Annotated in this window: 20 protein-coding genes; 15 read left to right on the top strand and 5 right to left on the bottom strand. The window is 42.0% G+C overall.

Translation table 11 applies throughout. The features are described 5' to 3' along the window. Positions 1-52 precede the first annotated feature (52 nt). From NSQ68_RS17415 to NSQ68_RS17400, 4 genes are all read left to right on the top strand, one after another. Positions 53-1,132 carry a thiazole biosynthesis adenylyltransferase ThiF gene (locus NSQ68_RS17415; protein ID WP_342426643.1) on the top strand — a complete coding sequence of 360 codons (1,080 nt, stop codon included), beginning with the start codon at positions 53-55 and terminating at the stop codon, positions 1,130-1,132. Positions 1,133-1,234: 102 nt separating this feature from the next. Then, positions 1,235-2,056 carry a molybdate ABC transporter substrate-binding protein gene (gene modA / locus NSQ68_RS17410; protein WP_307347250.1) on the top strand — a complete coding sequence of 274 codons (822 nt, stop codon included), beginning with the start codon at positions 1,235-1,237 and terminating at the stop codon, positions 2,054-2,056. A 27-nt stretch (positions 2,057-2,083) separates the two neighbouring features. Then, complete coding sequence (gene modB / locus NSQ68_RS17405; protein WP_307347247.1) at positions 2,084-2,749, top strand: molybdate ABC transporter permease subunit; 666 nt, start codon at positions 2,084-2,086, stop codon at positions 2,747-2,749. Between the two features lie 222 nt (positions 2,750-2,971). Continuing rightward, on the top strand, positions 2,972-4,507 hold the full coding sequence (locus NSQ68_RS17400) for a right-handed parallel beta-helix repeat-containing protein (protein WP_342426642.1): 1,536 nt from the start codon (positions 2,972-2,974) through the stop codon (positions 4,505-4,507). Between the two features lie 237 nt (positions 4,508-4,744). Here NSQ68_RS17400 and NSQ68_RS17395 read toward each other — a convergent pair whose 3' ends face one another. Beyond that, positions 4,745-6,055, bottom strand: coding sequence for an amidohydrolase family protein (locus NSQ68_RS17395; protein WP_342426641.1), 1,311 nt, complete (start codon positions 6,053-6,055; stop codon positions 4,745-4,747). A 156-nt stretch (positions 6,056-6,211) separates the two neighbouring features. Between NSQ68_RS17395 and NSQ68_RS17390 the strand changes: the two genes are divergently transcribed. After that, complete coding sequence (locus NSQ68_RS17390; protein ID WP_342429128.1) at positions 6,212-6,640, top strand: MarR family transcriptional regulator; 429 nt, start codon at positions 6,212-6,214, stop codon at positions 6,638-6,640. 118 nt (positions 6,641-6,758) lie between these two features. Continuing rightward, positions 6,759-7,106, top strand: coding sequence for a DUF2294 domain-containing protein (locus tag NSQ68_RS17385; RefSeq protein WP_013311231.1), 348 nt, complete (start codon positions 6,759-6,761; stop codon positions 7,104-7,106). Positions 7,107-7,133: 27 nt separating this feature from the next. Here NSQ68_RS17385 and NSQ68_RS17380 read toward each other — a convergent pair whose 3' ends face one another. Then, positions 7,134-7,400 (bottom strand): DUF4395 domain-containing protein, encoded by a 267-nt coding sequence (locus NSQ68_RS17380; RefSeq protein WP_342426640.1) that lies wholly within the window; start codon positions 7,398-7,400, stop codon positions 7,134-7,136. A 60-nt stretch (positions 7,401-7,460) separates the two neighbouring features. On the opposite strand from NSQ68_RS17380, the gene NSQ68_RS17375 reads away from it, so the two are divergent. The 3 genes from NSQ68_RS17375 to NSQ68_RS17365 are packed head-to-tail and all read left to right on the top strand — an operon-like array spanning position 7,461 to position 9,449. After that, positions 7,461-8,198 carry a tRNA(His) guanylyltransferase Thg1 family protein gene (locus tag NSQ68_RS17375; RefSeq protein ID WP_342426639.1) on the top strand — a complete coding sequence of 246 codons (738 nt, stop codon included), beginning with the start codon at positions 7,461-7,463 and terminating at the stop codon, positions 8,196-8,198. Between the two features lie 2 nt (positions 8,199-8,200). After that, positions 8,201-8,653, top strand: a complete 453-nt coding sequence (locus NSQ68_RS17370) for an ATP-binding protein (protein ID WP_342426638.1) — start codon at positions 8,201-8,203, stop codon at positions 8,651-8,653. A gap of 10 nt (positions 8,654-8,663) precedes the next feature. Further along, positions 8,664-9,449 (top strand): siderophore biosynthesis protein, encoded by a 786-nt coding sequence (locus tag NSQ68_RS17365; RefSeq protein WP_342426637.1) that lies wholly within the window; start codon positions 8,664-8,666, stop codon positions 9,447-9,449. Positions 9,450-9,798: 349 nt separating this feature from the next. Here the strand turns inward: NSQ68_RS17365 and NSQ68_RS17360 are convergent, their stop codons facing one another. Further along, positions 9,799-12,345, bottom strand: a complete 2,547-nt coding sequence (locus tag NSQ68_RS17360) for a diadenylate cyclase (RefSeq protein WP_342426636.1) — start codon at positions 12,343-12,345, stop codon at positions 9,799-9,801. 416 nt (positions 12,346-12,761) lie between these two features. Then, positions 12,762-12,980 carry a helix-turn-helix transcriptional regulator gene (locus NSQ68_RS17355; protein WP_043891115.1) on the bottom strand — a complete coding sequence of 73 codons (219 nt, stop codon included), beginning with the start codon at positions 12,978-12,980 and terminating at the stop codon, positions 12,762-12,764. A 169-nt stretch (positions 12,981-13,149) separates the two neighbouring features. Here NSQ68_RS17355 and NSQ68_RS17350 point away from each other — a divergent pair, with 169 nt between their 5' ends. The 5 genes from NSQ68_RS17350 (at position 13,150) to NSQ68_RS17330 (ending at position 23,719) form a co-directional block, all read left to right on the top strand. Further along, complete coding sequence (locus tag NSQ68_RS17350) at positions 13,150-13,797, top strand: hypothetical protein (protein ID WP_307347214.1); 648 nt, start codon at positions 13,150-13,152, stop codon at positions 13,795-13,797. Positions 13,798-14,621: 824 nt separating this feature from the next. Beyond that, positions 14,622-16,103, top strand: coding sequence for a hypothetical protein (locus NSQ68_RS17345; RefSeq protein ID WP_307347211.1), 1,482 nt, complete (start codon positions 14,622-14,624; stop codon positions 16,101-16,103). A gap of 273 nt (positions 16,104-16,376) precedes the next feature. Then, on the top strand, positions 16,377-17,846 hold the full coding sequence (locus NSQ68_RS17340) for a hypothetical protein (protein ID WP_342426635.1): 1,470 nt from the start codon (positions 16,377-16,379) through the stop codon (positions 17,844-17,846). A gap of 213 nt (positions 17,847-18,059) precedes the next feature. Further along, positions 18,060-18,938 (top strand): hypothetical protein, encoded by an 879-nt coding sequence (locus tag NSQ68_RS17335; protein ID WP_342426634.1) that lies wholly within the window; start codon positions 18,060-18,062, stop codon positions 18,936-18,938. Positions 18,939-19,132: 194 nt separating this feature from the next. Next, a complete protein-coding gene (locus NSQ68_RS17330; RefSeq protein WP_342426633.1) occupies positions 19,133-23,719 on the top strand; it encodes an S-layer homology domain-containing protein in 4,587 nt (1,528 codons plus the stop codon). 50 nt (positions 23,720-23,769) lie between these two features. Here the strand turns inward: NSQ68_RS17330 and NSQ68_RS17325 are convergent, their stop codons facing one another. After that, complete coding sequence (locus tag NSQ68_RS17325; protein WP_342426632.1) at positions 23,770-24,279, bottom strand: discoidin domain-containing protein; 510 nt, start codon at positions 24,277-24,279, stop codon at positions 23,770-23,772. A gap of 439 nt (positions 24,280-24,718) precedes the next feature. Between NSQ68_RS17325 and sigK the strand changes: the two genes are divergently transcribed. Then, positions 24,719-25,420 carry an RNA polymerase sporulation sigma factor SigK gene (gene sigK, locus NSQ68_RS17320; protein ID WP_013311218.1) on the top strand — a complete coding sequence of 234 codons (702 nt, stop codon included), beginning with the start codon at positions 24,719-24,721 and terminating at the stop codon, positions 25,418-25,420. Positions 25,421-25,522 lie beyond the last annotated feature (102 nt).

Below are 25,522 nucleotides of genomic sequence, written 5' to 3'. Positions count from 1 at the left end.
GTCTGATCAACTTGTAGCTATCAATGGATAAGTATGGAGGCGTAAATCAACGATGTCAGAAATGGACAAAATCCAGAAAATAGAAGTTGCTGCACAAGCACATGCGCATGCGTCTCATGCCCGTTATTCTAGACAGGAATTATTCTCGAAAATTGGACCGACAGGCCAGCAAAATATCCGTAGTAAGCATGTGCTGATGGTGGGGGCCGGCGCATTGGGCACTGCCAATGCTGACATGCTGGTGCGAGCGGGCATCGGACGACTGACGTTGGTAGACCGTGATTATGTAGATTGGAGTAATTTGCAGCGCCAACAGCTCTATGACGAAGCGGATGCCCGTAATCACATCCCCAAGGCAGTGGCCGCGCAGAAGCGATTGCAGCAAATCAATTCGGACGTGGACATTTGTGCGCTAGTCCGGGACGTCTCGCTGGAGGAAATCGACGATATCGCAGCAGGGGTGGATCTCATCGTAGATGCCACTGACAATTTCGATACACGTTTGCTTATGAACGATTATGCGGTCAAGCACCGAATACCCTGGATTTACGGAGCGTGCGTAGGTAGTTATGGGACAACCTTTACCATCGTGCCGGGGCAGACACCGTGCCTTCATTGCCTGCTCGGAACCGTACCGCTCGGCGGTGCAACCTGTGATACGGTCGGTGTAATTAGCCCGGCTGTACAGATGGTGGCGGCTTATCAAAGCGCCGAGGCATTGAAACTGCTCACTGGGGACGATTCGGCTTTGCAAAATAAGCTGATTTCTTTCGATCTGTGGAACAATCAGCATCAGGCAATCCAAATCAGCGCCATGAAGAAAGCCGATTGCCCAACGTGTGGTGAGCACCCAGTGTATCCTTTTTTACAATCAGAGCATCAGGCTAAAACGGCTGTCTTGTGCGGACGAGATACGGTTCAAATCCGCCCGGCTTCGGGTGCTGTACGTGATCTGAATGAAGCGGCACGTTTGTTATCCCGTCAGGGGGGCAAAGTGGAGCATAATCCATACCTGGTATCCGTTTTTATCGGGACTCATCGAATCGTTCTTTTTCAGGATGGTCGCGTCTTAATTCATGGCACGAAGGACATCGCCGAGGCGAGATCAATTTATCACAAATATTTGGGTTGACCCAATAGATTCGACCCGTTATGAGATGTACAATGCTTCCTTATTTTCGCTATCACATTTTGTCATCTCATTTTGGAATTTATAGGATAGGGGAAGAACAAGTTGAAAAAGAAATTTGGATACATATTCACGTTCGTTGGATTGTTGGCATGGGTTCTGGCTGGGTGTTCGTCTCCGGCTGCTGTACAGTCGGCACAGTCCGCACCCAAGACAGAACTAGTCGTATCTGCCGCTGCGAGTCTTCAAGATAGTCTGAATACGCTCAAGGGCCAGTATGAGAAAAAGCACCCAGATATCAAACTTACCTTTAACTACGCTTCATCTGGTACATTACAAAAACAAATTGAGCAAGGCGCACCCGCTGACGTATTTATTTCGGCAGGCATGAAGCAAATGAAGGCATTAACCGATGCTTCATTGGTGGAAAAGGATAACGTACTGCTTCAAAATAAACTGGTTGTGGTTGTTCCGCAAGATAAGGCGAAAAGCACAGATAACAAAAGCATTACGCTCAATGATCTGATGGGTCCTTCTTTCCTGAAAGTAGCTGTTGGGGAGCCTACTACCGTTCCCGCCGGACAGTATTCCAAAGAATCGTTAACGAAGGCTGGACTATGGGACAAGCTGGAACCCAAGATGGTATTCGCCAAGGACGTAAGACAGGTATTGAATTATGTTGAGACAGGCAACGCCGATGCAGGGCTCGTCTATCTGACGGATGCCAAATCATCCGATAAAACGGTCATAGCACTGGAAGTGCCTGAGGAATTGCATGCACCCATCCTGTATCCTGAAGGCATTGTAAAAGCAACCAAACACAGCCAGGAAGCAGGCGAGTTTCTTGATTTTCTACGAACAGATGAAGCTATGAGTGTGTTCAGTAAAGATGGATTTTCAGCTCCTACAGAAATGACGGGAAAATAGAATTCACAGATAAAGGAGGGGGTCCCGTTGGATTGGTCAGCTTTTCTTCCCCCGGTTATCGTATCTGTTAAAGTCGCTGTTGTCGCCAGTATCATCGTCTTTTTATTAGCTACTGTGGTAGCGCGGATGATGGCGAACTGCACGCCGCGGAGGGGAACCAGCGTGATCGAGACCGTCCTACTTCTTCCGCTCGTTTTGCCTCCCACTGTTGTCGGCTTTATTTTGCTCATTTTGCTGGGAAGGAAAAGCTGGATCGGCACTGTCTTTGAAAGTCTGTTCCAGCAAACGATTGTATTTACGTGGGGAGCTGCAGTGGTGGCGGCCGTAGTTGTTGCTTTTCCACTGGCTTACCGTACGATTAAAGCAGGCTTTGAAGCTGTAGACCCGGAGGTAGAGCAGGCTGCACGTGCGCAAGGTGCCAACGAATGGCAAGTGTTTCGCCACATTACGATGCCCCTTGCCTACCGACCCCTCATTTCAGGATACATTCTCGGGTTTGCACGAGGGTTAGGGGAATTTGGCGCTACGCTGATGCTTGCAGGTAATATTCCTGAACAGACCCAAACCCTGCCTACGGCGATTTACACCGCGTCCGAGGTCGGAAATATGACACTCTCTTGGAGCTGGGTAGCTGTCATCATTTTATTCTCATTTATTATGTTGATGCTTTCAAATCGACTTGTAAAGGATTAGTTCGTTTGGATTAAGAACATGCGCAGTCTGCCGACAGGGTAGGCTGTGTTTTATTTGTCTTGAGAAAATAAACTCTTAGACTACTTCATTTACTCTCCAACTCTTGGCATTAGAGGCACTGGAGGCTCGCAGCCGGTCGAGGCTGTACTCCGTTTGCAGGCGTAACAGATTTAGTGTGATTGTGGTATAATTTACAAAAAATAAAAAAAGGGGATGAGGAACATGAAGAAATTCGGGCAAATGTTTCTGGTAGGTTTAGCCATGGTTTTCGGGCTTGGTCTGGTGGCCGGAAATGTGCAACTTCCCGCCGCTTCCGCAGACAGTGCAGAATATTATGTGGCCACGAGCGGTAGCGACTCCAACGCCGGAACGAACGGTGCGCCGTGGAAGACGCTGCAGCACGCGGCCGATGTGGCTCCTGCGGGCAGCACGGTTTACGTCCGGGGCGGTGTGTACAAGCAGAAATTAAAGATTACTCGCTCTGGCTCCGCTTCGCAGGGTTCCATTGTATTTACCAATTATGGGACGGAGACCGCCATTATTGATGGCACCGGACTTTCGGTCAGCGGGACAGAAGGGCTGATCGAACTGGCCGATGTCAATTACGTTACTGTTCAGGGGTTTGAAATCCGCAATTTTACTACTGCTTCCAAGAACACGGTGCCTGTAGGTATTTATGTTCACGGTTCGGGCGGCTTCATTAATCTGTCCAACAACAAAATCCATGACATCAAAAACACGGTCACTCCGACCGGCAAAGATCGGCTGGGCCGGGACGCTCACGGTATCGCTGTTTACGGCACGAAATCTCCGGCTTCGATTCACGACCTTACGATCAGCGGCAATGAGCTGTACAATCTTGTGCTGGGCTCCAGCGAATCTCTCGTTTTAAACGGCAACGTGGATGGCTTTGCGGTGACCGACAACCTCATTCACGATAATGACAACATCGGGATTGATCTGATCGGCTTTGAGGGAACTGCGCCGAATACCGCTTACGATCAGGCGCGAAACGGGCTGGTGAAGGGCAACCGGGTGTACAATAATTCTGTTCAAAATAACCCATCTTACAAGAGCGATGACAACTCGGCCGGAGGCATTTATGTGGATGGAGGCAAGGACAGCATTATCGAGCGGAACTACAGCTACAACAACGACATCGGCGTCGAAATTGCCTCCGAGCATGCCGGCAAAGCCACCAGCAATATTACGGTCCGTAGCAACGTGATATATAACAACCGGCTGACTGGCATTGCCATGGGCGGTTACAATGAGGAACGCGGCTCAACGGTAAACTGCAAGATCGTGAACAATACGCTATACAAGAACGATACGTTTGACGACGGAAGCGGCCAGCTTTTGGTTCAGTATGATACGCGAAACAACGTGATCAAAAACAATATTTTCGTGGCCAGCTCCACAGATATGCTGATCTCCAATGGATACACCAAAAATTCTGGCAATGTTGTGGATTATAATTTATATTTTGCTCCGAGCGGTAGCTCAGAAGCTAGCTGGATCTGGAAAAATAAAGAATATACGGGATTCTCCGCGTACAAAACGGGAACCGGCAACGATACGCATTCTCTGTTTGCCGATCCTAAATTCGTGAATGCCGCGAACAGCGACTTCCATTTGCAGTCTTCGTCACCGGCGATCGATGCTGGGAACACGGACCGTACCATCATTGGAACACTGGATATTGACGGGAAGCCCAGAGTACAGGGAGCCGCTGTGAACATCGGTGCCTACGAGTAAGTCCTATATTTTATGACAAACAGAGCATGGCGAAACTATTTGGGGCCACTGTTTGTACGTTTTCTACAATGTTCCTTGCAATTAAAACACCTTCAAAGTGAAACCCCATGTCGTAAGATATGGAGATAACCTTGAAGGTGTTTTTGCGTTGGCAACAAGATTAAGCTATCCTCGGAAAGTAAAAATAGAAGTCATACAAATGAGATTAGAAAGTTGTTCCTGTTCGTGAGGCTCTGATTAACATAGTTGTTGTACACCTTTGAACCATACGGATTTGATTGACAAGGTATCCGAGATGTTGGTTGTCGGATCACCGTTTACTAGTATAAGGTCAGCAAGTGAACCTTCGGCAATACGGCCGCGATCGTTAAGGCCAAAGCAACGGGCCGGTTTCGTGGTAGCTGACTGAAGCGCTTCTATCGGAGTAAATCCGGCCTCAACTAGCAATTGCATTTCATGATGGACGCTGGCTCCATGAGCAAGGCCGCCAAGATTCGGAACAGGAACGGGGGCGACATCCGTCCCGACCAGAATATCCACACCGGCACGGTGAAGATCCATCACATTTTTAAAGCTATTCTCCAAATTGCCTTGCGTGAAAGTATGGAAGCTTGAGTTCAAAATATCGATCCATTCCGAACTTAATTTGGAATAAACACGTGGGTCATTCGCTAATTCTGATGCCGGATTCCCCAGAATGGATGAGTTCAATACCAAGCACGGTATAACAAATGCGCTTGAATCCGCTATGGATTTCACCAACTCGGATGTGTATTCGGGCCTGTCGAGAAATAAGTGACCCAATCCGTCGACACCAATATCGATGGCGGTTTGTGAAGAATGAGCTGTCAGGACGTGGGCTATAACAATTTTATCGAACTTATGGGCTTCTGCCACCGCTGCTTTTAGAATCTCGTCGCTTAAAATAGGCAGTCCAGGGGCACCCAAGACCGTCCCTTCTTCAATCATGATTTTAATATAGTCGGCGCCACCCTCCACTTGGGTATGCACATGTTTGATCGCTTCTTCCACTGTCGTCACTTGGGGCACCTTTTCGTGATCGTGAGCGTAAGCGGCTAGCATAGCTTCCCGGTCTTCCTTGGGTAACTTCTCTAATTCCTTTAATACGAACTCAGGAATTTCATCCTCATCCTGCAATAATTCATCCGGGTGACCACCTGGAGCGGTGATAGCTGTGCCGGCAGAACGGACTTCGGCGACATTATTCACGTTTTTCAACTGGATCTTGCGTCCTCTTTCTGTAAAACTGCCGTTCATTTCGAGTTCTGTCGTGACGCCGAATTTTAAAGCATCTCTTAACCCACCGATTGAAGTGTGGACATGCGCGTCAATCAGGCCGGGCAATAATGTCGCATTTTCCCCATCGATGATCGTTGCATGTGTCGGAAGGTCTCCGCCTACTGAAATAATAGTTCCCCCCTGGATGATAACATTTCTGGGCTCAATAACTTTTTCTCCATCGAAAATACGTACATTCATAATCGCTGTAACTTTTTCTAACGTAGAGCTTTGAGTTACATTCTTCATGTCGTTCCTCCTTAGTATTCAATTTAAAACAATTAGAATTCTAACTGTTAGTTTTATAACTGTCAATTAACTGATTATTGTTTGACAAACAGTTTAGAGATTTATATAGTTTATTTACTGACAATTAGACTTCTAATAATTTGAGGAGGTACGATGATGAAAACCCAAAAGGATACAGTTTATCTGGATTTGTTTCAGATTATCGGTCTTAAGTTAAAGAAAAGAGCGGACGAGAGCATAAAAGAGTTGGGATTAAATGCTCAACAAGGAAAAATGATTAGATATATCTACGAGAATCAAGAAAATAATTTAATTCAGAAGGATCTTGCCGATCGGTTTCATCTGCGCGGAGCCAGCATTACAAGCATACTTCAAGGTCTTGAGCAAAAAGGATTCATCGAGCGCAAAATCCCGGCCAATAATGAACGGCAAAAAAATATTTATGTCTTACCAAAAGCCATTGAATTGATTGAAGCTTTTAGTGACTCTTTCCAAAAGGTGGAGGACGAAATTGTTCAGGCCCTGACCGAAGAGGAGAAGCGAATTTTAGAGGAGATGTTAAACAAAATTAATGAATGCTTATAATTGCAGATAGAACATGTTCCAAAAATCACTTTCGCTAGTCTCTGTTTTATATGATAGGAATCGGTTATGATGGAAATAGTAATAGGGATTTTAGTAGATTTTAGGAGAGCGGTGCGATATGAGAAGGGAAACGGGTTTTAACGAAATTATTCGAAAAGTACGTAAAGAGCTGTTTGGGAAAGGCCCGGAACGCATACATACAACCTTTGTAGATAATATGGCCATCACGATGCTGTATGGAAATTTAACCCCATCCGAAAAGTTTCTGGCACAAGAAGAATCCGGGAAAGAGATGGTGCATGCAGCCCGAACCAAAATGGTTCAAAAAATATATCCCACACACTTCAATAAAGAACTGGAGGATTACATGGATTCCCGGCTGCTACACCTCTTTTCAGATATTAAAGTGGAGGAAGATATAGCCATATCCGTTTTTGTATTTGAAGATAATATTACTGCAAAATAAAAAGAAGGCGGAACCGACATAGTCTGTTTACACGTGTTTTCTTCTTCGATATTGATGTTGGGACCATTGGTAGAGAATAAAACATCCTATGCAAAAACCAAGGATAGCCACCAAGGCCGCCACCAGGACCATGGCCGAGATTACATAAGCGACAATACTCCACTGGAGCATAAATCCTACCCAAGCGACCAGCAGAAAAAAGACGGCAAGAAGCTGATTAAACCTTTGCTGTTTTCGGTCCTCCTGCACATACGAGGAGGGGCTTTTCTTCAAGAAAAGCTTGGCTATCCGCACCCCATATCCCCCTATACCGCGTACGTAAATCACGGATCACGAAAGGAACCTACATAGTTTATGAAAAAAAATGATTTTGGAAATAGGATGAAGGAATATGAAAATGCCTATAGATTAAGCCTACCACGCCGTTTACCCGTAATTATCAGAATCGATGGTGCTCATTTTCATACCTTTACGCGTGGGATGACGAAACCTTTTGATGAGAAACTAATTTTTTCATTATGGGAGACGTGTAAATATTTGGCCTATAACATTATGGGATGTAAACTGGTGTATCATCAGAGTGATGAAATCTCACTGCTTCTTACGAATTACGACAAATTAACGACGCAATCCTGGTTTGAAAATAATCTTCAAAAGATGGTGTCCATATCTGCCTCTCTGGCTACAGCCAAATTTAATGAGGAAATCCAAAAGGTTTACCCAGGTCAGCCTTTAGCCACTTTTGATGCGAGAGCTTGGGTTTTGCCTCACGATGAGGTTGCAAACTACTTTCTATGGAGACAACAAGATGCTACTAAAAACAGCATTTCTATGGTAGCTCAAGCCCATTTCAGGCATTCAGAACTAGAAGGATTGAACGTAAATCAGCTACAAGACAAGCTTTTTGTGGAAAAAGGGCTAAACTGGAACGACCTTCCGGTCTGGCAAAAGCGGGGAATTTGCATTACCAAACAACAGTACAACAAAGGCGAAGCCGTTAGAAGCAAGTGGGATGTTGATCATGAGACACCGATTTTTTCACAGAATAGAGATTATATTAACCAATATATATACTTGGACAAGGATGTGTAGATTTGGAGTGTGTCATTTTTATAGGAATTCAGGCTTCGGGCAAGTCGACATTTTATAAAGAACATTTCTTCAAAACACATATGCGAATAAACCTGGATATGCTTAAAACACGAAATAGGGAAAATATTTACCTTCAGGCCTCTATCGAAACGATGCAGCGTTTTGTAGTGGACAATACCAATCCAACAGTCGAAGAACGAAAGAAATATATAGATGCTTGTAAAAACAAGGGATTTAAAATCATTGGCTACTACTTTGAACCTGATTATGCAGAATCTATTAAGCGTAATGAGCAGCGCACAGGCAAAGAGTATATTCCTGAGATTGGTATTAAGAGTGTAATGAGTAAACTGGAGGTTCCGAGCTACGAAGAAGGATTTGATGAACTCTATAGCGTGATTTCCATTGAAGGAACGTTTCAGATTAGAAGGCTGGCGGAAAACCATACAATATAGGGGGACTACCATGAACATACCTGAGAGATTCATCAAACGTTTTCCAGCATACGAGGACGTATTTGCCAGCGATCTTGAACATCATCGCAAGCATTTTCTGCCGATTTGCTCGATAAATCTTCAGTTTTTATTCCCGGAGCAAGATGAGTGGCTGCATTTTGTTTCCGTAAAAGAAATCTACGAAGGCTGTGTGGGTGAAAATACTCAGGACTTTCATACCTCATATACCAAGGAAGATATGCTGGGATTCGATGTAGTTGACGGCAAATACAAGTTCGAAGCAGACTGGAATTATTTTAGTCTTCATCAGAAGGAGCAATTGGAAGCTACCTATGAAGCGCTGAAATCAACCGGGGATAAAGCGTACCTACGTATGAAGAGAGAAGTCATGGCGTTGGGCGGACTGGAACAGGTGTATATGGATAATGAACAAGACTACCAAGCTCGCAAAGCGTTTTTCCTGGAAAATAATAAAATTTATCCATATTCCTCCTTTGGAGAGGCCAAAAAGTCTGTTGAAGAACTCACCCGTGATTTTGGGGAAAAGCAATCCAGCGGTTGGGGGCTGAGTTTCCCTGAAGTTAACGGTATTTTGGATGATATTGCATTTCAGTCTGACAAGGCTCAAAGTTACATCAAGGAATATGACGAATCTCTGGAAGAGATGCTCCAGTTCGAGCAAACCAATCTGCTGCACGTACCTAAGCGTCCCAGTGGTGAGACTTTTACCTATACTGGTTCCTTAGCGTTTGGGGCGGATTCCGTCTATTTATTTTATGACCAATCTATAAGATAGTTACCTATATTATGAAACATTAACGCGGTGCCGTATTAAACAACATCAACATAAAATAGGCTGTGAGACTTTCTCGACAGCCTGACCACCTTTTAAGATGGTCTCACTGAGATTACATATGAAAGAGAGGGGAGTCGCCCCCCCTGTCACCGGATTCTCTTTAGGTCAGTATGGTTGTCTTCTTTGGCACACCCCAGGTGGAGATGTGATAGCGTATACTACTATAGGTTAGCCCCTACATCGGGTATATGGACGAATAGATGGTAGAAGCCTGAAGACAGATCTCCTAACCTCTCTTCAAATTCCATATTTTAGAACATTATACTTAAAGAGCTAGTATCACCAGAAGTTATTCATTGAAATAACTTTTCTCTAAGGTCCCTGCAACTTCAGGATTATTCTCTTGAAGAATTTGAAGATATTCTTTGAACTTATTACGTAATTCAATGCCTTCCTTGTTACTAGAATTCTTGATTTGATTGAATTTCATTAAAGCATTTTCAAATAAATAATTATTATTATTTAAAATCTCAAAAATTCCTTTTACATAATCTTCATCATGCTCTATTAGCTCGGCTGCTATTAAATCTTCTAGTGCTTCCTCCAACATCATTAAATTCAAGTAAGAACCAGCACGATTTGAATATAAGATATTACTCTGTGTATTAACCTCAATGGCTTTGGTGTAATCGGACATCGCTTTATAATAATAACTATTTTTTATTTCTTCCTTCTTCTCTAAATCCCCGAGGGACTCTAGAGATATCGCTCTGTTATTGTAATCGTGATGATTCAAATCAGCACTACTAGATGAATCCATGAAGCTGTCATAAACATTAATAGCTTTAATATAGTTAACTTTACGCTCCTTATCTTTATATTTATAGGTTCTTGCTAAGTAAAAATATGAATTTGCCATTTTCCTATAATAATTAACCGGAATGTAATTATTTCCTGACAAAGAAAGACCTCGCCCAGTATACTCAATTACTTTTTTGTAATTTTTTTTAGAGAAACACACCTCAGCCATCTTAAAATATAATTGATAGTCTATGTCCTTATATGAATTAAATTGTTCTTCTAGCTCCGCTAGCTCTTCTATATTGTATTCTCCAGATAAAGCATCTATTATTTGGTGGAATATTGTTTGAATCTGTTCTTCATTGTCAATCTCCGGAATTATATTAACCATTCCATCTTCAGATATAATTACAATTACGCATTTCTTGCTCGATTCTTTTAGTTTGTGCATATAACGAAGTGCAGAATTATACCTAGCACCTCTACTTGAATCTCCAATGTCTTCAGCAGCCTTCCCATCCAATATTACACCAATCGCATGACAATAGCCGTTGATATCAAAATAAATAGCACCATCTATTGACGTGATATATCTAATATATTTAGCATCAATTAATGTTGGTGTTACTAAGGTAGATTGCTTTTTTAGTTTCTTTAGTTCACTAACTGCTGTTTTATATTCCGTTATAACAACCATTGTACCGTGTTTTTGCTCCGTAGCTATGCTTACGATATCCTGCAAAAGACTGATACCCTTTAAATCCACAACCTCTTCTTGTTCTAAAAACTGGTGTCTCATTATTTTATTAAAACTATCAGGCTTGTACCCTTCATCCCCCAATATAGGGGTCTTAAACATAATGCTAATTAATTTCAAGGATCGAATTTCTAGCTTTTTTTCCGCTTTATAAATCTTTTTTCCATTATCTGTTGCAATGTACCCTTTTTCTAATGGTCTTTCTAATATAGAGACTAGTTGAAGAGTGGACCTAGAAAGGCCTTTAAATTCAATTTTGAAAAATTTATTTTCATTTAAATTATTCCAATTTATCTCTCCAAGACCATAAACATATTCATGATCTGATATTAAAAACAAATCATTTTTACAATTACTTATTTCTAAGAGCTTTCTAATTCTTTTTGAATCATCAAGTGAAACTAATTCTTCCTCAGAAAATCTAATTATAAATTTTATTATCTTAGTTTCAATTTCAAGTAAGTGACGTTTAAAAAATACAATGCAACCAAATGGATTACTGCCCTCATATGTTCTTGTTGATATGTCATCTATTTTTTCAAGAAAATTGTTTATGTAAAACTGTTTACTGCCCTCTTGATCAAAAGCAGACGACAGAGTCGTTATATTAGTCTCGTTTTGCATCAACACCTGTATTTTACTATAAAATAATCTTGTCACTCTCCTTATGAATTGAATACTATCCTCATTATACTTTCTATCAATCGATGAGTTATTATTTATCTTCAAGTATTTCCCTTTATTATCTTCGAAATAGTCATTAAAAAAATAATTCAATATCATCTTCAAAAAAGATATATCGGGAAATTCGCAAAAAAGCTCATATGTTTCTTTTTCAACATTTCTTAATTCCAGAATATATGTAACAGTGAACATTTCCTTACCACATTTTATTGTGAAATTGTTTGTGTAGAGAACCCTTGACTTTAATAGCTTACTGTTTGAATTGCTATTAATAGGTTCAATAAATGATTCACTACTAGACTCATTTATTGTTATTTCACTTCTTATTGACTCCGAATTAGGAGTAATTAACATACTCTTTTTTATATTTTCTAATAGATCTTCTGTATACTGCTTAGCATCTTCCATTTCTATATCCAGTTCTGTTGAAATATCTTCCACTTTATTTAATGTCTCTAGATTAATTTTAGTCTTCTCATGCTTCTTTTCAGAGAGGGTCTTTCTCATTCTCACAATACCCTTGATCTCCGATCCCTGATTTATTATTGCGTATGATTTGATGTTAGATTTGATACCTGCTTTTTTCAAGATACCGTCAAGACTGTTGTATACAATGCTATGAAACGTCGATAGTTCAGTTGTTGATCCTACCATTGCTGTATGCCTCCGATAAAATGATTTCAATAATTTTTCTATGTATGTTTATGGGTAATTCGATGTGATTTATAGTCGAAAAGAACTATCCATATTATTTTATTATATCGTATAAATAAGAGAATGGTAGGGTTTTTATGGTAAATTAATGTCGGAATTAAATTAATAGACCTGCTTTTTTAAAATATGCCACTAGAGAGAACTATTAGGGAGTGCAGATTGAAACTTGAAAGGTTCGACTCCCTATCAAAGTGAGGCGAGCCTTTCTTTGTCATATTTGAAAATAGAAAAGTAGATGTGGAGGACAAAGCGTAGGGGGGATGTACGAAAGGATTTGTTTGAAATGAAGAAGAGAAGCCCGATTATTAAATAGCTTCGTGAGTGCTGAACTTTAGGGTACACCGAGTGTACAATAATCAGATCTTCTCTTCCTCAAACTGTAACAAAACGGATATATCTTTGATATCTAGAGCATGAGCAATTTTCTCAAGCATTAGAAGGTTTACTTCTTGTCGATCGCCACTGCTTAGTTTAGAAATTCTTGCTTGTGATACACCTGATAGTTCTTCTAATTGCTTTTGAGTTATGCCTTTTTCTTTGAGTACTTCTTTTAGCTTGATTCTAAGTTTTAACATTCATGATCCTCCATATATAGTTGACAAAATATGACCATAAGGTTATATTTATTTTATGACCCTAAGGTCATTAAAAGGAAATGGTTTTTTATCATCCTAAAGGGATGCTATAACATACCCTTAGCTTTGCTATTGCCATTTTACCAGATTTCAAAAGGAGGAAGATACCGTGACTACAAAATTCAAAGTGAATGAACAAGCAATCAAGGACATTGTACGTATGGGACCAGTTTGGGCGCAAAAAGGTGGAAATGGAGAAAACGAGCTACACTACTATTATATTATGGATGCTCTTAATCGCAAATGGCAAACCATTGGTATAAACGTCTCTGATGCTATCGAGGTGTTCGAAAAAGGACATAACGATACATGGACACGCATTTTGGAGCCAGCCCCATTTGATCCTACGCTGACCGCTAACGATTTAATTAACATGCTCCGTATCGGCCCTGATGCTTGGCATGTTCGTAATGCTATGCAAATCATACTGAATTCAGTGGAAAGGCGCAATGCATTCGTGAGTCGTCTCATCAATGTGAACAGAGAGGATATCTGTAAGCTTCTCTACACCATGAAAAATGAATATCTCCAACATAATCAGCTTTCAGACGAGGTATTTATACATATATACGGAATGAATCCCGTAGAAGCATTGTCTATTTATTTTTTGGAGTCGGTTGATATCCATATCCATTGGGAATGGCTTAATGCTGGTGGTACAAGCGAAAAGGCTATTCAGTATAAAAGAGAAGCTCCTTTCATGACGCTAACTCAGGCTATTGAGAGGGCTGAAGGGGAGAGGTATGCTTGTACCTAAAAATATTCTAACGTATTACATTTCTAAGTATAAAACAGGGCTTGACTGGATTGAAGATAGGAATAACCACACGGATATATAGCAGGTCAAATATAGTATGGGTTGCATTGTATATGGATTGCAAAATATAATAAATAAACTTGGTGCGAACCCCAAGCGCACATGAAAATCCCGGGTCCTTCGCACCTCGAAAATTGTCGAAAAGTATTGGAGCAGCTAACTATCCGTAAAAGTCAATAGCTGATTCAAGCTTATTGGGCATCAGTTTTTGCGACAATGTGTGGAAATCATATCCTATGGATATGAATTACTGCATTTTCGCTGTCGCACTCTATATGAGTGCGGCGGATTAAAATTCATGCACGCTCCCATATGATATACTGTCAGCAAGTCGCACTCTATATGAGTGCGGCGGATTAAAATATCATCTGCCATCGTTTCAGCGGATAATGCTTTGGGTCGCACTCTACATGGGTGCGACGCATTAAAATCGCGAGCAATTGAAGATTTTACGACTACTTTACGTTGTTACTCTTTTTAAGGGAGTATGACGTATTCTCGCCAAGTATGGATACAAATCTTATTTAATCTGGCTTCCTTTTAAATCAGGAGAGCCTTTTTCGTCGTGGTTTTTATAGACAGAAAAAGCAGAAAAATAGAGGATCCTTCCATGATACTAATCCCGAGTATTAAAAAAATACCAAGACAGTATCTACCATTAAAGCAAGAATTGTTTTATGATAGAACTATACATCCTAGAATTTTCCTGTATATATTTGGGGAATAGCTGAATTTCTTTAACACATTTGAGAGGAGATTTCAGTATGAAAAGGTTTAAAAAGGAGGTTTCAGTTACACTAAGCTCAATGCTCCTGCTTTCTTTCGGGATGACGGCGAACGCGAGCGCAAGTACGGGGGAGAGAACGGATCAAACGATTCAGGAAGTTTCTAATGTGCAGCTAACAACTGATAAGGAAAGTGTTATTGAACAATTAACACGCGCGGACAAGCCTGCCAGTACCGCAGATTCGGTGTACACCATTACAGAAAATATTAACTTGGCGACACCACAGAAATCTGTATTGAAAAAGAGAGTGACCCCTTCGCTCAAAGCCAGCACAAAATCAGTATCAGCTAAAGCCGCAGCGACCGTAGCGTCGGCGTCCACTGCTACATATTCCGGTACGATTACAGAAGAAGGAGGCACACAGTTTTTATATCCGATCTATTTACAGCCAGGTGAATTGTTACAGGCTCAGTTGGAAGGCCCATTTTCAGCCCAGCTTGACTATGACTTATACCTGTATGAGTTTGATATGGCGACAGGCGATATTAATTCCAATCCAATAGACGTTTCCAACTACGGGACTTATGTTAACAATTATGAGCAAGGAGCTGCTTCTCTTCCTGAAAACGTAGGAGCTCGCAACTCAATCGGAGCCGAGAAGGCTTATGCGCTTGCAGTTCATGCCAAGAAGGGGTCTAGTATTAATGATCTTTTCTATTTAACTGTAGCAGTAAGCTCCAACTATGATGCCTATGAGCCGGATGATAGTGCCTTCCATGCTTATAATTTTACTGTTAACGACAAAGGCTCCTCGATTAACTTCCGTACCATCCATTCCGCTATAGACAACGATTGGTATCAAGTTACAGTACCAGCCAGCCGTAATTATGATGCATTAAATGTGAAGCTGGACAGCACTTCGGAAAGCTATGGGTACAAAGCGGAAGTCTATGCAGCTCTTACGGGCAACCAAATGGTGCTTCTACGACAAATCAATCATAATGTTACCCTAAACACAGGGACTTACTATGTACGAGTGTACAGCACAAGTCAGTATTCAGCCGACCATTTGTATACACTATCGATTAAACCGGTGCTTCGGGCTGGCAAAATTGAAATTACCGGCTATAACTCCAATGGCTATTATGATTATCCAACGTATTCTTACGGGCGTCATTATCGTATTAACGGAGGCAGCAGTCTGATCGTGAACGGTGTTGTGAAAACAACAGATGGTCAACTGGTTCCCAATGCGCCTGTCACGGTCGTTTGGCTGGATAAGAACTGGAGCGAAGGCAGTGGTAACCGTACGAGAACGGCTTCTACGTATACCGATGATAGCGGTAAATTCAATGTGACCCTTTCTCTTCCGCAATCGACAGGAAAAAATGTAGATTATATAAGTGAAATTGGTTCCACACACTATTATGATCTTACAGGAGTAGCGGCTCAGGTCGATGGAACTTCGATTAGTGCGACGGACATTATTTATCTATTTGCTTACAGCTTGAGAAACTAAGAAATGCTTTAATGTCATTTTGATCATGAGAGAGTCGCTTTTTTTGAATGGTTAGCTGAGGCTTTCCATTTCTGAAAGAGCGACTTTTCATGTTTATTCACCAAGAATAAGAAAATGGTCTTGTTTTCATAGATTACAAATAGAAAATGTTTTGCATAATATATTCCAATAGAACCAAAGATGATTTATGATAGAGCCATACAGCCTAGAAATCACCCTGGTTTATCCGGGGATAGCGGGAATTCCTTAAACTATTTGAGAGGGGATTTCAGTATGAAGAGGTTCAAAAAGGCTATTGCAGTGATGTTAAGCATGATGCTTCTGTTTGCTTTCGGAATGACTGCGAACGCGAGTGAAAGTAAGGAGGCTGCATCGGATCAAGCGATTAAGGCAGAATCCGAGATTCAGCTAACAACTGTCAACGAAGACATTATTAAGCATTTAACGCGGGCAGACAAACCAGAAAGTATTACGTCTTCGGTTTATGCAATGAAGGAAGACCTCAACTTTAAGACACCAGAGACAACCTCATTGAAAAGGGAAAATGTTTCTGCGCTGAAGACAAGCCCAATGGCTGCATCAGCCACAGCTTCCTCTGCTACGTATTCCGGTACGATTACGCAAGAGGGAGGCACACAATTTTTATATCCGATCTATTTGCAGCCAGGTGAATTGTTGCAGTCCCAGTTGGATGGTCCATTTTCAGCCCAGCTTGACTATGACTTATACTTATATGAGTTTGATATGACGACAGGTGACATTAATCCTAATGCCATTGACGCATCCACCTATGGTACTTATTTTAACAATTATGAACAGGGAGCTGCTTCACTTCCTGAAAACGTAGGAACCCGCAACGCTGCCGGATATGAAAAGGCATATGCGATTGCTGTCCATGCCAAAAAGGGTTCCAGCATCAATGATCCTTTCTATCTAACGGTCGATACAAGTTCCAGCTACGATGCATATGAACCAGATGAGAGTGCTTTCCATGCCTATAACTTCACCTTTAGTACGGGCGGATCATCGCTTAATTCACGCTCCATTCATTCAGGCATTGATAACGACTGGTACCAAGTTACGATCCCTGCCAGCCGCAATTATGACGCTTTGAACGTAAAGCTTGACAATGTTTCGGACGGCTATGGCTACAAAGCGGAAGTCTACGGAGCTCTTACCGGAAACCAAATGGTGCTATTGCCGCAAACGAATCATAATGTTAGCTTAAATACAGGAACCTACTATGTGCGAGTGTACACAACCAATCAGTATTCACCCAATCATTTGTACACACTTACACTGAAGCCGGTGCTTCGGGCTGGCAAAATTGAAATTACCGGCTATGATTCTGCTAATGGCCCTAATGATTATCCGAACTACTCATATGGTCGTCATTATCGGGTTAATCAACGCAGTAACCTTACCGTGAAGGGTGTAGTTAAGACAACTGATGGTTATCCAGTGGCAAATGCACCTGTTGATGTGACATGGTTGAATCAGAACTGGACTGAAGGCAGCGGGAATCGTACTCGTACAGGCACAGCTTATACGGACCAGAATGGAGCCTTTAGTGTGACTCTTTCCCTGCCATCTTCCACTGGAAGTATAGCGGAATACCTGTCTGGAGCCATCAGTTTTACACACTATTATGATCTATCAGGGGTAGCCGTTCAGGTGTCAGGTACTTCGATTATAGACACGGATATTGTATATCACTTTGCCTATAGTATTTATGGTGGTTGATGGACGGAATATTAAGTTAAGACTTTAGGTAACTTGTTGCTTGAGTATTTTATATTTGAAACAAAAGTAGTTCATTTCAATATTTGTTCATTTTTGGGACAAAGCATATATTCATTCCATATATGCTTTGTCCGATATATATAGAAACAGGGTCACATTACACTATACATACGCCTTAGATTGCCTGTTACAAACATGACAGGAGGAAATAGGATGAATTTTGGACCTCTTAGAGCACAGCAAGCGATTCTTAATGCAAGTAGTTTACGGATCAATCCGACAAGCAAGCAAGCTCCACCACCCCAGCTTCATGAAGAACAGGTCTCCAGAGTGGTAGTTCAAGACTCCGTGGAGATCAGTGAAGCTGGTAGACAGTTGGCCGAAGGGGCTATTGTATCACAGGCTGCCAAGTATTTCGGTACAACACAGATCAATGATTCATTAAACCGGGTTTTGGAAGGTCAGCCAGAAGAAGTGTCTAATGCAGTGTACAGTATGATTCAATCTAATTTTATCGTTGACGGAACAGTAACGGATGAGAGTCAGCGAGCTGTGCTGCTGGAGATGGGAGCTACTCAATCCAAGTATATTGCTGATCATTACATGGAAGGCGACAAGGCCAAAGAGTTTCTGGAAACCATGAACCAGATCGCTGGTATTGCTTTAACACGATCCACTGATCCAAAGACCGGAGATATTAGCTACACGACTCCAATAGATCGTCCGTCAGGTGCTCCTGAGGATTATGTCAAGCTGTCGGAAGTGATGAAGCAGGTCGATCCTCAAAAATATACAGCGTACATGAATGATATTAAAGGTGGAGGAAATGGGCTGAGCCAACTGTTAAATTTTGCGCAAAAGGTTCCTCAACATCCCGATTGGATTGAGAAATACAAGGAACGCACGGGACAGAACGCAGAGTTGCTAAATAACACACCGTTAAACAATCGGTTTGACAAAGCGGATACGACATCAGCTTCTGCTTTCATGAACAGTATGCAAAATCTTCTTAAGGAATCTTCCGCTACTCAGGATTCTTACATGCAGAATATGCGAGGATTTTTTCGGAACTTGGGCGTTCAGATTCATTAATATCCTCAAAATAATTTGTCAGTTCTGTTTACATCCTGCTTGGAACGAAGTATAATAGCTTCAAAACATACTCGTGATATAGAGGAAGCACCTCAAACCTAGGCATTAACGCCTTCGTTTGAGGTGCTTTTTCTATTTTACCCGAAGCGAGTTTGTAAAACTCTTTGAAAATAAAATAAAGTAAGGAGAAGTGTATGTATCGAAAAAATAAACGAAAGGTAAGGAAGTATAGGAAGTGGGTGTATGGATTTTTGGCTGTAGTCCTACTATTAACGATGATTCCTATATTTCCGGAAAGGGTATCAGCTGCTGCTCAGGAGATCATTGGGGGCCCTTTTTGCCAAAACAATTTGCCGGGTGGAGGCGATAGTTGGGGTTCTTGGTCAGGAAATGGAATAGGAGCAACGGAAGTATATACTGGCATGGGTTCGGCCAGGTATAAATGTGATGGTACTACGCAGCCGACAAATCGTTTTATTGATATTGGAAGATCCATTAAGACTTCGGATTACAGGATTTTTGTTTACATTGAAGGGTCTTATCATACTGATATATATGCATCTAATAACGCAGCAGGCGACAGTTGGAGGCCTAATGGGACGAACTTATATACATGGACTAATGTAACGAAATTCTATGCGGATAGATATTATCAGGGAAAATGGTTAGATATCACCGACTCCATTACATTAAGAGATGTTCGATATTTCAGAGCGGTGGGAGATAGCCAACAGACAAGTGCTGAAATATCCAAGTTTGGAATCCGTGTTATTCCCAAATCGGACCTAATGCCTAAACCACCTCAGATCCATGCAGGTACAGAGGGACAAGCGATCACAGGATGGACCAAAGAACCTGTAACCGTGTGGATAAATGGGGACGTGGCTCCTGAAGGACTAAAATACTATGAATATAGCCTGAATGGAGGAGCATTTCAGCAATACAGCGGGCCTTTCACTGTCTATGACCATGGTGTAAATACAATTTATGCCCGGACAGTGGACGTAAATAATCAGTATAGTGGTCTTTCTTCCGGGAATGTCCGAATAGACAAGATGCCTCCAACTCCACCGACCCTAAGCGCAACGGGAAATAGTAATGACTACACCATTTCATTACAGCCAGGAACAGACGATTATTCTGGACTAGCCCATACTCAATTTCGTTTGACAGGTGTTGTGAATCAAGATTGGCAGGACTATGTTAGAGTGTTTCATGTGAATAAAGATGGCAAAAGCACGGTTTATGCACGCTCCATTGACAGCGTGGGTAATCTGAGCCAAGAAGTAAGCAAAGAAATCACGATTGATAAAAAGGGACCGATGGCTCCTGTCATTCAGGCTAGTGAAACAGGTCCAACGAACCGTGATGTGAATATTACCATTGATTCAGGAAGTGACTCTACAAATGGAATTAAGATGACACAGTATCGCTTGGGTCCATTAGGGGAGTGGCAGACATACAATGGCACTTTTACATTAAACGCAGAAGGGACTTACGAATTAGCAGCACGGACGATCAATAATCTCGACGTGTCTAGTTCAATCGTGACTCAATCGGTTATGATTGATCGAACCAAGCCAACGCCTCCAAAAGTTACGTTTTCCGAGGTGACGATACCTACTCGATATACCAATAAGCCAGTTCAGTTTGCTCTATCGGGTGCGACGGATACTACAGCAGTACATTATGAATATCAATTAGGTTCTGGAGCTTATGTGTCTGGTTCATCGGGAATATTAAAGGGTTCGGGGATCATACAATTGACTGCACAAGCTGTAGATGCAGCTGGAAATCGAAGCGATCCGGTGTCCGCGGTGTCTTATATTGATTTGGAACCACCGACGATCCAACTGACGCCGGATTCGCGTGAATGGAAAGATACTCATATTCCTGTAAGGATACGATATGCCGATCAGCATTCGGGGATTGAGTCATCCACAATGCAGTATAAAATCACGAACAGCCCTGATTCACCCGAAAACTGGGATGCTGCTGTCGATACAACAATCCAGATGGATCTTTCAGATGAAGGTGAATGGTATGTTCATGCCAAGGTCAAAGACAGGGTGGGTAACACTTATGAAACGGTCAGCAGTGCACTTCGTATTCAAAAGCAGCCCCAGTCGGTAGTGCTTTCTGCGACATCTGTACGGAATACAGAAGCTGATTTGCAGTGGACACTCCCGTCGGGCCTTGATGATGGTTACGTTTATACAGTCCGAAATCTAACAACTAATGAGGTTTGGGATGTTATGCATCCAGCAAATTCTTTTACAGATAGAGGGCTACAAGGAGGACGGCAATACGAATATGAAGTGCGTTCTAGTAATCATGTAGGAGGCAATGCGTATTCCAATCGAGTCCATGTATTAACGCTACCTGATGCTCCTGATCATATCCAGTTACGACCTGTCTCACGTCATTCTACAGAAATCATGGCTAACTTTACGCCAGTTTCATCAGCTAACAAATATAATATTACAGCAGCAGACGTAAGTACGGGAGAAATCCTATTTAAGGATACGGTTACACAGGATGTGTATAATCCAATTACGGGAATGAAGCCAGGTAAATATTACGATGTTTCTGTATCTGCTATTAATGACACTGGAGAGGGCGCAGCAAAGCATGTATCTTTTTTAAGTCTACCAGACAGCCCGAATGGATTCCGAAATGTAACTGTAAGAGAAGATGGAATCGACTTGAAGTGGAATTCTGTAATCACTGCCACCTACTATGCCCTAGAACGTGACGAAGTATCGGTTTATAACGATGTATATAGAGAATTCACCGATACTGATCTTCAGGCGGGAACAGAATATAGTTATAACGTTTCCGCTGAAAATGCAACAGGATTCGGAGACTATGCTCATCTGGGAGTTATCACGTTACCTGATCGAGTAACTACTTTATCGAGTGTGACGAAGGATGTGTATGCTATCGGTGTTGCGTGGCAGGATGTGCAGGGGGCTGAAGGATACATCTTGAATGTTAACGATGAACCGAAGGTCCGGGTTGCGCGTGGTATTCATTCTTATACTTTTGAGGGCTTGCCAGCGGGCAGGTCTGCCAATATTAAAATACGAGCCTACAATCGAAGTGGTACGGGTAAAGATACTTCTATCAACGCATTAACACTACCAATTTCGGCTGTACAACTTGCAACTGTAGATGTTCGCGAGCACGATGCCACATTGATATGGGCCCCGGTTGATGGGGCAACTCAATATAAGGTGACGATCAACGGTCAAGATTATTATAGTACGGAACCACGTGTGGTTATAGCTGGTTTAACAGGTGGGAGTAACTATGATTTTCAAGTGAGCAGTGGGAACAGTAGTGGTTTCAGCCAGCCAGCGTTGGGTGAGCTGCTGACACTTCCTCCTGAAGTACAAAATGTGAATGTTACAGAACATGAGGCTGGCCAGATTTCACTGAGCTGGGATGAAATCAAGAGCGCTTATCAATATACTGTAACCCGTAAAGATACGGGGGAAGTCTTTAACATCAGAGATGCCCATATTAAGCTTTCAGATATCCAACCTGGTATGATTTACTCGTTTGGTATACAGGCCGTGAATACAACGGGGGTAGGTAATATAGCTCCGTTTACGTATCGCGCTTTGCCGGGTCAGATATCAGACAATAGATTGACTGTGAAAAAAGTAACAGATACCGATTTGGTTGTTACGTGGAAAGAAGCTCCGGGTGCAGATGCCTACAATGTCTACCAAAACGAGAGGCTTATCGGTCATACGACCACCCATGAATTTAAAGTAGAAGGATTGGATAGTTCTACATTGTATCGTATTACCGTCAAGCCATTGAATACAAGTGGTGAAGGTAAGCAGACAGAAGGTGAAGTGGAGACGCTACCGTCTCCAGCATTTGCGTTTTCGAAGATGGAAACAACGAATAGTGAGTTTATCATCCATTGGGAATCAGACCATGAGAATGATATTTTCGTCCTCGCCAGTGAAGGAGGAACAGAGCTATATCGTGGTAAGGATCGAGGCTATATCTGGAGACAGCTTAAAGAGAAGCGGTTGTATACAGTTCAACTTTGGGCAGAAAATAGTCAAGGAAAACGCACAGAGGCAAAACAAGCGAATGGCAAAACAACGGGTAATACTGTGGAAGCAGGTGGCGGAGCAGGAGGGGCGGAGAGTGTAAAACCGATTCAGCCTGTTGTAAAGGAACCGTTAGAAACAGAGCAAATTCAAGATTCAACCGTTGAAAAGAAGCCAAATCGTTTTAGTGACATTGATCGGATATTTAATAGAGAAAAAATAAATGTGCTTGCTGATTTGGGTGTAGTAAAGGGAACAACCCACACGCTATTTGAGCCGAACAGACCTGTAACGCGTATGGAGTTTACCTCTATGCTGGTCCGTTCCTTGAAATTACCGCTCGAAACGGATGTGACTTTAGGCTTCGAGGATATCAATCCATCGGCGTGGTACATTGATCTGCTCAAAACGGCGATTAAAGATCAGGTCGCTCGCGGGTTTAGTAATAGAGAATTTGGCCCAGATCGGGTCATTAACCGTGAGCAGGCGGCTAAAATGGTGAATAACATTATCAAGGCTACACCACAGCAAGAAAGCAGTGCATACTCAGATTCCTCTCAAATTGTAGAGTGGGCCAGAAAGGATGTACTTGGTCTAACAGAGATTAATTTAGTACAAGGATATCCAGATGGTAGCTTCCGTGCCAAGCAGGAGGTCACACGTGCGGAAGCAGCAGAGATGATTTATAACATGCTTCAAATGAAATAGAATGAATCAAGGGGCGGCGTTGGCCAGCCCCTTTTTTTGTGTGTACTTACTTATTCCGCTATAGCGGGGTTTAGGTTGGATGCTCTGTAGGCAGGAACGCCATTAATGAGTGCGGTTCTTAGCTGAACATATCGTAAACCATAATAGGAGGTTGTACTACTCATCCCGGATGAAAGTACAGTTATTTTATAATATGAAAAAGGAATCTCATTACTAAATTGATAGGTTGTTTTTGCAATGGTTGGCAAAGCTTCGACTTCACCTAACCTAAACCAATTTTCTCCGTCATTAGAGCCGTGAAAAGAAAATGAAAGTATAAAAGCTCGAGAGGATGGCTGAGCTAAAAGAATATCATTGATCGTCTTACCTGTATCTAATTTGAAGATGATTTCTCCACCTTTACCGCTTAAGCTGCTTTCCCAATAGAGATTATTATCAATTAAAACATTTTTCGGAAAAGTATTTTTGGAATCCCCGTTGGTTGAAACATTTTCCTCTGCTATAACAACAGGATCCACGGAAAAAGTATAGCTGTCTGGATTTTGACTGAATTTTGCCATGTTGGAGTTCCTCCTTAAGTTTAATTTTTGAATGTGTTGAAAAGGTTGATGTATATCATTTATATGAAACTCTCTATGAATATATTCCTTGATCATGGAATGCATACTATGTTATACACTTTTCCCCACTCCCATTGTCATATTTAGAAAGAAGTTAATACTCTACTGAGAGAAAATGGGAAACCAAGTGTTGGATAATGTAAGGCTATCCCGGGTTTTCCTCTGGCTATATGGAGTGCGTTGATTTGTGTCGAAGAGATCTCCTACGTTTCGAATTAAGTATTGGAGGTTGCTCCAGAAAGATATCCGGCAAATTGTTACGGAGCAGTTTTCGGAGTACAGGCACGGATGGGCACCTGCCTACATACAATAAACAGACCGCAAGCCCGGTAAGTAACAAAGGCCGGTAAGTTCGCAACTACCTCAGGAGGTGTCATCCGTGCCCGGACTATTTAGCGCTATCGCTCTGTTCATCAAGGAATTGACGCTACTCGTTTCCTACGTGAAAAACAACGCCTTTCCGCAGCCATTGACTGAGAAAGAGGAAGCTCGACACCTAAAGCTGTTTGCCGAAGGCAACGCACACTCCCGTAACACACTCATTGAACATAATTTACGACTGGTGGCCCATATTGTGAAAAAATTCGATAACACCGGCGAAGATTTGGAGGACCTTATATCCATCGGTACCATCGGACTAATCAAGGCCATTGAAAGCTTTCAGACTGGGAAAGGCACCAAGCTGGCAACATTTGCAGCCCGTTGTATAGAAAATGAAATCCTGATGCATTTACGATCCCTGAAAAAAACACGTAAAGATGTATCACTTCACGATCCTATAGGGACTGATAAGGAAGGCAACGAGATTACTTTGATTGATATCCTCGGCACCGAGGCGGACGATATTGTAGATAAAGTACAGCTCAAAATCGAGAAGAGTAAAATCTATCGCAACCTGGATATTTTAGATGAGCGTGAAAAAGAAGTAGTTATTGGTCGATTCGGCCTGGAAGCCGGAGGTGAAGAACGTACACAGCGGGAAATCGCCAGAGAGCTGGGAATTTCGCGTTCGTATGTGTCCCGCATTGAAAAGCGTGCATTAATGAAGCTGTACCATGAATTTTACAAGCAGAAGGGGTAATGATGGATAAGGAGGTATATGAAGCCGTTTGAGGCCCTTAACAGGGCCTTTTTAGGTCTTTTTCATAATTCAATTCAATTACTTGCTCCTTTACGCTGAAAA

It is taken from the genome of Paenibacillus sp. FSL L8-0158 (assembly GCF_038592965.1).
Lineage (GTDB): Bacteria > Bacillota > Bacilli > Paenibacillales > Paenibacillaceae > Paenibacillus > Paenibacillus polymyxa_D.
This window is presented reverse-complemented; position numbering and strand designations above follow the sequence as displayed.